8 protein-coding genes are annotated in these 8429 nt (G+C 69.5%); 5 read left to right on the top strand and 3 right to left on the bottom strand.

Features of this window, described 5'->3' with window-relative positions; all coding sequences use genetic code 11:
* Nucleotides 1-82 precede the first annotated feature (82 nt).
* Nucleotides 83-1522: an FAD-binding oxidoreductase gene (locus Q4I23_RS27705; protein ID WP_498528344.1), complete on the top strand. Its 1440-nt coding sequence runs from the start codon at nt 83-85 to the stop codon at nt 1520-1522.
* A gap of 100 nt (nt 1523-1622) precedes the next feature.
* The gene (locus Q4I23_RS27710) at nt 1623-2288 is read left to right on the top strand and encodes a hypothetical protein (protein WP_498528345.1); all 666 of its coding nucleotides are present in this window, start codon (nt 1623-1625) and stop codon (nt 2286-2288) included.
* A gap of 16 nt (nt 2289-2304) precedes the next feature.
* Here Q4I23_RS27710 and Q4I23_RS27715 read toward each other — a convergent pair whose 3' ends face one another.
* Nucleotides 2305-3351 (bottom strand): lysozyme family protein, encoded by a 1047-nt coding sequence (locus tag Q4I23_RS27715; RefSeq protein ID WP_498528346.1) that lies wholly within the window; start codon nt 3349-3351, stop codon nt 2305-2307.
* Between the two features lie 254 nt (nt 3352-3605).
* Between Q4I23_RS27715 and Q4I23_RS27720 the strand changes: the two genes are divergently transcribed.
* From Q4I23_RS27720 to Q4I23_RS27730, 3 genes are all read left to right on the top strand, one after another.
* Complete coding sequence (locus Q4I23_RS27720) at nt 3606-5405, top strand: acyl-CoA dehydrogenase (RefSeq protein ID WP_454017957.1); 1800 nt, start codon at nt 3606-3608, stop codon at nt 5403-5405.
* 135 nt (nt 5406-5540) lie between these two features.
* Nucleotides 5541-6218 (top strand): hypothetical protein, encoded by a 678-nt coding sequence (locus Q4I23_RS27725; protein WP_498528347.1) that lies wholly within the window; start codon nt 5541-5543, stop codon nt 6216-6218.
* A gap of 86 nt (nt 6219-6304) precedes the next feature.
* A complete protein-coding gene (locus Q4I23_RS27730; RefSeq protein ID WP_454017955.1) occupies nt 6305-6580 on the top strand; it encodes a hypothetical protein in 276 nt (91 codons plus the stop codon).
* Between the two features lie 18 nt (nt 6581-6598).
* On the opposite strand, the gene pcsA is transcribed toward Q4I23_RS27730, so the two are convergent.
* On the bottom strand, nt 6599-7336 hold the full coding sequence (pcsA, locus tag Q4I23_RS27735) for a phosphatidylcholine synthase (protein WP_454017954.1): 738 nt from the start codon (nt 7334-7336) through the stop codon (nt 6599-6601).
* Nucleotides 7337-7417: 81 nt separating this feature from the next.
* Entirely contained in the window at nt 7418-8281 is an 864-nt protein-coding gene (locus Q4I23_RS27740) for a heterodisulfide reductase-related iron-sulfur binding cluster (RefSeq protein ID WP_498528348.1), read from the bottom strand.
* Nucleotides 8282-8429: the final 148 nt, after the last annotated feature.

An 8429-nucleotide genomic window follows, 5' to 3' on the forward strand; every position in this document is an offset into this window, starting at 1 on the left:
GTTATAGTCTCGTGGGCTCGGAGATGTGTATAAGAGACAGGGGTGGGGGCGATGCTCTCTCCAGCCCCCGGACCGTCCGCCCATGACCTCCGCCAGCCCTGCCGCCGCCAGCCTCACCGCCGCCCTCGACCAGATCCGCGCCATCGTCGGCCCGAACGGCCTTCTCACCGCGCCGGAGGACATGGCCCCCTACCTGTCGGAATGGCGCGGGCGCTTCAAGGGCAACAGCCCGGCGGTGGTCCGCCCGGCCAGCACCGAGGAGGTCGCGGCGGTCGTCAAGATTTGCGCGGAGGCCGGCATTCCGGTCGTCCCGCAGGGCGGCAACACCAGCCTCGTCGGCGGCTCCATCCCCTACGAGGAAGGGCGCGAAATCGTCATCAGCCTGTCGCGGATGAACAAGATCCGCGGCATCGACACGCTGAACTACACCATGACGGCGGAGGCCGGCGTCGTGCTGAAGACCGCGCAGGAGGCCGCGAAGGACAAGGACCGCCTGCTGCCGATGAGCCTGGGGGCGGAGGGCACCTGCCAGATCGGCGGGCTGATCTCGACCAACGCCGGCGGCATCAACGTGCTGCGCTACGGCAACATGCGCGACCTCGTGCTGGGTCTCGAAGTGGTGCTGGCCGACGGGCGCGTCTGGAACGGCCTGCGCAGCCTTCGCAAGAACAACACCGGCTACGACCTGAAGCACCTGTTCATCGGGGCGGAAGGCACGCTGGGCATCGTCACCGCCGCGGTGCTGAAGCTGTACCCGCGCCCGCGCCAAGCGGAGACGGCCTTCATCGCCGTGCCCAGCCCCGCCGCCGCCATCGAACTGCTGGCCCGCCTGCGCGAGGCGTCGGGCGACGCTGTCGCCGCCTTCGAATTGATGTCGCGCCGCTGCCTGGAGTTCGCGCTCAAGCACGTCGCCGGCACCATCGACCCGCTGTCGGAACCGTCGCCCTGGTACGTGCTGACCGAGTTGACCGCCGGCACCCAGTCCGACGCCTTCCGCGAGACGGTCGAGGCGGCGCTGGGCGAGGCCTTTGAGGCGGAGCTTGCCACCGACGCCACCATCGCCCAGTCGGAAACCCAGGCCAACCAGCTCTGGTTCATCCGCGAGGCCATCGTCGAGGCGCAGAAGTTCGAGGGCGGCTCGATCAAGAACGACGTGTCGGTCCCGGTGTCGCGCGTCGCCGAGTTCATCGAGCGCGCCGAGGCCGCCGTGGCCGCGGCCTGCCCCGGCATCCGCCCGACCCCCTTCGGCCATGTCGGGGACGGCAACATCCACTTCAACCTCAGCCAGCCGGAGGGCGCCGACACCGCCGCCTATCTCGCCCGCTGGGACGAGATCTGCCACGTCGTGAACGAGGTCATCTTCGACTTGGACGGTTCCATCTCCGCCGAGCACGGTGTGGGCCGCTTCAAGAAGGACGAGATGCCGGTCATCAAGAGCCCGGTCGAGTTCGACCTGCTGCGCGCCATGAAGGCGGCGCTCGACCCCAAGGGCCTGCTGAACCCCGGCAAGATGCTGCCGTAAGGGCCTCACCCGAAAGAGGGCCCCTGCCCGCCCCGTGCGACCTTTCGCGGTTCCGACCTGTTCTTAGGAGTCGGTCGGTAACCGCGGAACGGAGGCGGCGATGCTGCTGGCGATGTCGGCGTGGATGCGCCTGATGCTGGGCGAGGCCGAGACGGCGCCGGTGCGCGGCACGTCCGTGGCCGGAGCCCTGCCTCCGGAGCGGGAGCGCGTCCGGCAGGCGGTGCATGAAGCTGTGACCGCCCACCCGCTGCATCGCGATCTGGTGCACACCCACCGGCTGGGCGGATGCCAGTATTACGCTTTCGCCGGGGCGATGCTGCTGGAGGCTCTGGGCCACGGCCGGGCCGAGGTCGCGCTGGGCCGCGTGGCCTTCCGCAAGTCCGAAGCCCATGGCCGGGGGCGCTGGCTCGGCTACCCGGCGACGCCCGCAGACGTCCGCCCGCCCGATCCGGCGCAGCAGCGGCGGCAAACGGAGTCCTTCCCCTTCCACGCCTGGATTCACCTGACCGGCCCGGGCGGACGGCGGACCCTCATCGACTTCGACCTGACCAACGTGCTGCGGGAGGTGCGGTGGCGCGAGCCGCGCCATGCGGCGGGCCTGAGCCGTCGGCCCCCCGCCTTCTGGGGAAGCGCCGCGGCGGCGCACCGGGCGGGCCTGCGGTTCGAGCCGCACCGCCGGCTGACCGCCGACGCACTGCTGCCCGGCGACCGCCGGGTCTTCGCGGCCATAGCGGCGGAAGCCCGCAATCGCCTCAGGGGCGTGTAGCCCGGCGGTCAGCCGCTCACGCCGCCTTGCTCACCTCCGCTCCAGCCGCAGTCCCGGCTGACGTCCCCGCCACCGTCCCCTGCCCGACCACCTTGGACAGGCCCAGCCCGAGGCCCAGCCCCGTGTGCTCGTTCTGATCCGTACGGACCGGCTGGTCGCGCATGCGGCGGTTGTCCTTGTCCTCGCCGTCCGGACGGCGGCCGCGGGCGGGCCTGCCGGAGATGCTGTCCACCTCGTCCGGCGTCTCCAGGGCGTTCAGCGCCAGCACATGGTAGATCGACAGCGGCGTGCCATTCAGCGCTTTCTGCGGCATGCTGGGCACCTGGGTGGTAAAGCCGTCCGGCATGTCCTGCCGGCGCACCCGGTCGATGGCGGTCTGGGCCGGCGCGAAATCGGCGTTGGGCGACTCCGCGAACTTCGTCGCAAAGCGGTCGTAGATGTCCTTCAGCGACTTGGCCCGGCCGGTGTCCTTGTCGAAGAACACCGCCTTGTTGGCCGAGGCGGCGTCGGGGAACAGCTCCTTGGCGGCGCGGTTGGGGTTGTCCCGCATGGCGTTTAGGAACTTCGACGCCCCGCCCGCCCCGAGGAAATGCGCCATGTAGAGTTCGGTGGAGCCGACCTTCCCTTTGACCGTGTCCTCCAGATACTCCTTGTTGTCGCGGGTGTATTCCGCGGCCATCAGGGCCGAGGCGTTAGGGTCCTTGCGCAGGTCCAGGATCTCGCGCTTCAGGTCGGGATCGGTGACGTAGGGGCGCCCGTCGCCGCGCGTCTGGATCGCGTTGGCGTATTTGGCGTAGCCGTGGTCCGCCCCATGGTCGCGCATCGTCGCCAGCCATGTGCTGTCGATGAACTGGTAGAGCCCGGTTGCCGAGGAGGAGGAGGACTTCACGTCCGTCCGGTACCCGCTCTCCACGGCAGCTTTTTCCATGAGGTAGGAAAAATCGACCCCGGTCTTGGCGCTGGCGTTGCGGACCGCCGCCTCGACAGTCTCCGGCCCGCGGGTGGTCTTCGCGGCCTGGACGGCGGATTCGGCCTGACGGGCAAGGGCGGCGGCGATGGTCATGGGAGGAACCCCTGTGAGCGGTGCTGCCCCACTCTTGCAACCGTGATGCCAAGTCTGGCCGTTCCTCCTGCGTCGCAGCCGCGCTGTTCGCACCGCAACCCAGATGCCAATATTCATGCCCGACGGCGAGGCTCGCCATGCACCATTCGGTACGGTATGGTGACGCGCACGTAAACCGCCCAAGACGCGTTCACGGACCATCGGGCACGCGCAATCGGGCACGCACAATCGGGTCACGGGAGGCCGCTCCATCCATGATTCCCTACACCGCTCCGGTCGATGACCTCCGCTTTGTCCTGAACGAGGTGGTCGGCCTCGAAACGGTCGCCGCGCTGCCGAACTGCGATTCGGCGGCCCCCGATCTGGTCGACGCCGTGCTGGAGGAAGCCGGCAAGTTCGCCTCCGGCGTTCTCGCCCCACTGAACCGGGTCGGTGACAAGGAAGGCTCGGTGCTGGAGAACGGCGTGGTCCGCACGCCGACCGGCTGGAAGGACGCCTACAGCCAGTTCACCGAGAGCGGCTGGAACAGCCTGCCTTTCGAGCCGGAGTATGGCGGGCAGGGCCTGCCCTGGACCGTCGCCTTCGCGGTGAACGAGATGTGGCAGGCGGCCAACCTGTCCTTCGGCCTGTGCCCCCTGCTGACCCAGGGCGCCGTCGATCTGCTAACCGAGCACGCCAGCGCGGAGCAGAAGGCGCTCTACCTGCCGAAGATGATCGCCGGCGAGTGGAACGGCACCATGAACCTGACGGAGCCGCAGGCCGGCTCCGACCTCGCCGCCGTGCGCACCCGCGCGGTGCGGGCCGAGGACGGGACCTACCGCATCACCGGCCAGAAGATCTTCATCACCTACGGCGAGCATGACCTGACGGACAACATCGTCCATCTGGTGCTGGCCCGCCTGCCCGACGCGCCTCCGGGCATCAAGGGCATCAGCCTGTTCATCGTGCCGAAGTTCCTGCCCAACGCGGACGGCACGCCGGGCGCGCGCAACGACCTGCGCTGCGCCAGCCTGGAGCACAAGCTGGGCATCATGGCCAGCCCCACCGCCGTGATGGCCTTCGGCGACGACGGCGGCGCCATCGGCTTCCTGGTCGGCCAGGAGAATCGCGGCATCGAATACATGTTCACCATGATGAACAACGCCCGCCTCGGCGTCGGCATCCAGGGCGTGGCGATCGCCGAGCGCGCCTACCAGCAGGCCCGCGACTACGCCAAGGGCCGCGTGCAGAGCAAGGATCTGGCCGACCCGAAGGGCTCCGGCGTCGCCATCATCCGCCACCCGGACGTGCGCCGGATGCTGCTGGACATGCGCGCCAAGACGGAGGCCGCCCGCGCGCTGGCGCTCTACGCCGGCACCCAGCTCGACGTCTCCCGCCACCACGAGGACGCCGCGGTGCGCGCCGCCGCAACCGCCCGCGTGGACATCCTGACCCCCATCGTGAAGGCGTGGAGCACCGACATCGGCTGCGACGTCGCCTCGACCGGCGTGCAGATCCACGGCGGCATGGGCTTCATCGAGGAGACCGGCGCCGCCCAGCATTACCGCGACGCCCGCATCACCCCGATCTACGAGGGCACCAACGGCATCCACGCCAACGACCTGACCTTCCGCAAGACCGGCCGCGACGGCGGCGAGTCGGCCCGGACCTTCATTGCCGAGATGCGCGCCACGGTGGCGGAGCTGGAGAGCATCCCCGGCGACGACATGGAGGCGATCCGCACCAACCTGTCCGCCGGTCTGGACGCGCTGGAGCAGGCGGTGGCCTGGGTGGTGAAGACCCAGGCCGACGGCGACCTGCGCGCCGCGGCGGCGGGGGCGGTGAACTACCTGAAGCTATGGGGCACGGTGGCCGGCGGCTGGATGCTCGCCCGCTCCGCCGCCAAGGCGCTGGAGGGGCTGCGCCAGCCCGGCGCCAACGCGCCCTTCCTGGAGGCCAAGCTGGTCACCGCGCGCTTCTACGCCGAGCAGATCCTGGCCCAGGGGCCGGGCCTGCTGCTGCCGATCCTGACCGCCCACCGCACGGTCATGGCGCTGAGCGAGGACCAGTTCTGAGCACGCTCAGGCCCCATCGCTGTGGCGGTTTGGCCACAGCCAGCTGAAACGCGGCCGGCGCCCCACGCCGGCCGCAACCTTTGCGGTTGCTCCGCGTTCCCCGTTCGATCGAGACGTCTCAAGGGGAAACGCCGCATGCGCACCGCCGCCCTTCTCGCCTTCGCCCTCGCTGTTGCCGGAGCCTCCGCCGCCGCCGCCCAGACCATGGATGGTCGGGGTGACTCCCCCTTCCATGTCGGCGCGCAGGCCAGCACGCTGGGTCTGGGGCTGGAGGCCGGCTACCGGGTGAATCCGCTGTTCGGGCTGCGGCTGGGCGGCAACATGTTCACCTTCAGCACCGACCGCGGCATCTCCGGCGTCGATTACGACCTGGATGTGAAACTGCGCAGCTTCGGCGCGGTGCTGGACCTCTATCCGGTCGCCGGCACCGGCTTCCGCATCAGCGGCGGCGCGCGGATCAACTACAACAAGGCCGATCTGACCGGCACCCTGTCCGGCCCGCGCAGCTTCGGCGGGGTGGTGGTCACGCCGCAGCAGGCCGGGCAGCTCGACGGCGAGGCCAAGTTCGACCGCTTCGCCCCCTATGCCGGCATCGGCTACAACGGCACGGTGTTCAGCCCAAACTTCAGCGTCGGCGTGGATCTCGGCGTGCTGTTCCAGGGCAAGCCGCGGGTCAGCCTGAGCGCGCCGGGCGTGGCGACCACGCCGGCCATCGCCGCCGTGCTGGAGGACCAGCGCCGCGATGTCGAGGATTCGATCCGCGCCGCGCGCTTCTGGCCGGTGGTCGCCATCACCGCCTCCTACCGCTTTTGAGGAAGGCTCCCCTTTTGATGGAGGACGGGCACCAAACGCCCCCGTGAACCGTTACGCCTCCATGGATCAATTGTGGAGGCCATTCCATGGCTCGTCGTAACGGGATTCGCACCGCCGTCCTTGCCCTTCCGCTCCTGGCCCTGCCTTTGCTGGCCGCCTGCGACGACCAGCAGTCGGCGGAGAAGACCGGCCAGGAGATCGGGCGCGCGGTGGACCAGACCGCGGAGCGCGTGGGCGAGGCCGCCAAGGGCATCGGCTCCGAGGCCGGCCGCATGATGCAGGACGCCGGCGCGGCCATTCAGCAGAAGGCCCGCGACGCCAAGGACGACATCAACCGGGAGACCGCCCCCGAGAAACCCTGAGCGAAGCCCAGGGGCGCCTTACGCCTCAGCCGGCCCGCGCAGCGTCCGCCACGCGCAGATCGCGGCGTAATAGGCGCTGCTGGCCAGCCAGACGTACCAGACGGCGTCGGGACGGTCCGGATACAGGACCACCAACGCCGCGCTGGAGGCCAGCCACGCGCCGCTGACCAGAAGATTCAGGCGCATCCAGCGGCGTACCCGGAAGGGATGCAGGAACTTGACCGTCGTGAAGGTCAGCAGGCCGAGAACCAGCACCACCGAGGTGTTGATCCACGGGTCAAGCGCCAGAATCCACAAATAGAGCGCGACCACGTTCCAGATCGCCGGAAAGCCGACGAAGTAGTTGTCGCCGCTCTTCATCCCGGTGTTCGAGAAGCAGTAGAGCGACGTCATCATGATGAAGGCGGCCAGCGCGACGCCCAGCCCGTCCGGCAGCAGGCCGAAGCGGTACATGAAGACCGCCGGAACGACGACGTAGGTCAGATAATCGATCACGAGGTCCAGCGCCGACCCGTCGATGCCCGGCAGCACCTCCTTCACCGAGGCGCGGCGGGCCAGCGTGCCGTCCACCCCGTCGACGACCAGAGCCAGCCCCAGCCAGCCGAGGCACGCCTTGGCCTCGCCGTTGACCGCGGCGAGGAGCGCCAGCAACCCCAGCACCACGCCGCTGCCCGTGAAGGCATGCACCCCCCAGGCCGACAGACGCCGCCCGATCCCGTAACCGCTGTCGCTCTCGTCCTTGAACCCGCTGTCCACTGAGCGCCTCATCGTCCCGTTGGCGCCAACCTAGCCATACGGCGCGAAAAGTCCAAGCGGGTCGGTGGTCCCTCTTCCAGCCTACTCCGCAGCGTGCACTGCAGCACCCCGCGCCTGGGCGGGACCGGCGAAGGCCGGGCTGTCCCTCAGCGCGTCGGGCTTCGGGCCGCCGGTCGCCCAGTCCAGCAACTCGACCGTGTGGACGATGGGCAGCCCGGTCCCGGTGGCGATCTGGGTGATGCAACCGAGATTGCCGGCGGCGATGGCGGCGGCCTTCGTGCTCTCGATGTTGCGGACCTTGCGGTCGCGCAACTGAACGGCGATCTCCGGCTGGAGCATGTTGTAGGTGCCGGCGGAGCCGCAGCAGAGATGCGCCTCCGGGATCTCCTTCACCTCGAAACCAGCGCCGCGCAGCAGAGTCCGCGGCGGATCCTTGATGCGCTGGCCGTGCTGCATGGAACAGGCGGAGTGGTAGGCGATGGCCTGCCCCGTCTCGATCACCGGGGCTGTCAGACCGATCTCCGCCAGGAACTCCGTCACGTCGCGGGCGATGGCCGCCACGCGCAGCGCCTTGGGCGCGTATTCCGCGTCCTCGCGGAACTGGAAGGCGTAGTCCTTCACCGTGGTGCCGCAGCCCGAGGTGTTGACGATGATGGCGTCCAGCCCCTCCCCGTCCATCTCTGCGATCCAGGCGTCGATGGTCTTCTTCGCTGCGGCGTCGCTGAGGTCGGTCTTGCCCATGTGGTGAGTCAGGGCGCCGCAACAGTCGGCCCCCTTGGCCACCACGACCTCGACCCCCTGGCGGTTCAGCAGGCGGATGGTCGCCTCGTTGATCTGCGGAGCCAGCACCTGCTGGGCGCAGCCGACCAGCAGGGCGGCGCGCTTGCGGCGCGGCCCGACCGCCGGATGGCTGCCCGGACGGTCGCAGTGGCTCGGTCCCGGCACCGACTTCGGGGCCAGCGCCAGCAGCGCGCCCAGCCGACCCGGCAGAAGCCCGGCGAAGGGCTTGCCGAACCAGGCGGCGATCAGGGCCAGACGGAACAGCCGTGGGTCTGTCTCTTATACACATCTGACGCTGCCGACGATTATACGC

Source organism: Azospirillum sp. UFLA03-27, assembly GCF_059803775.1.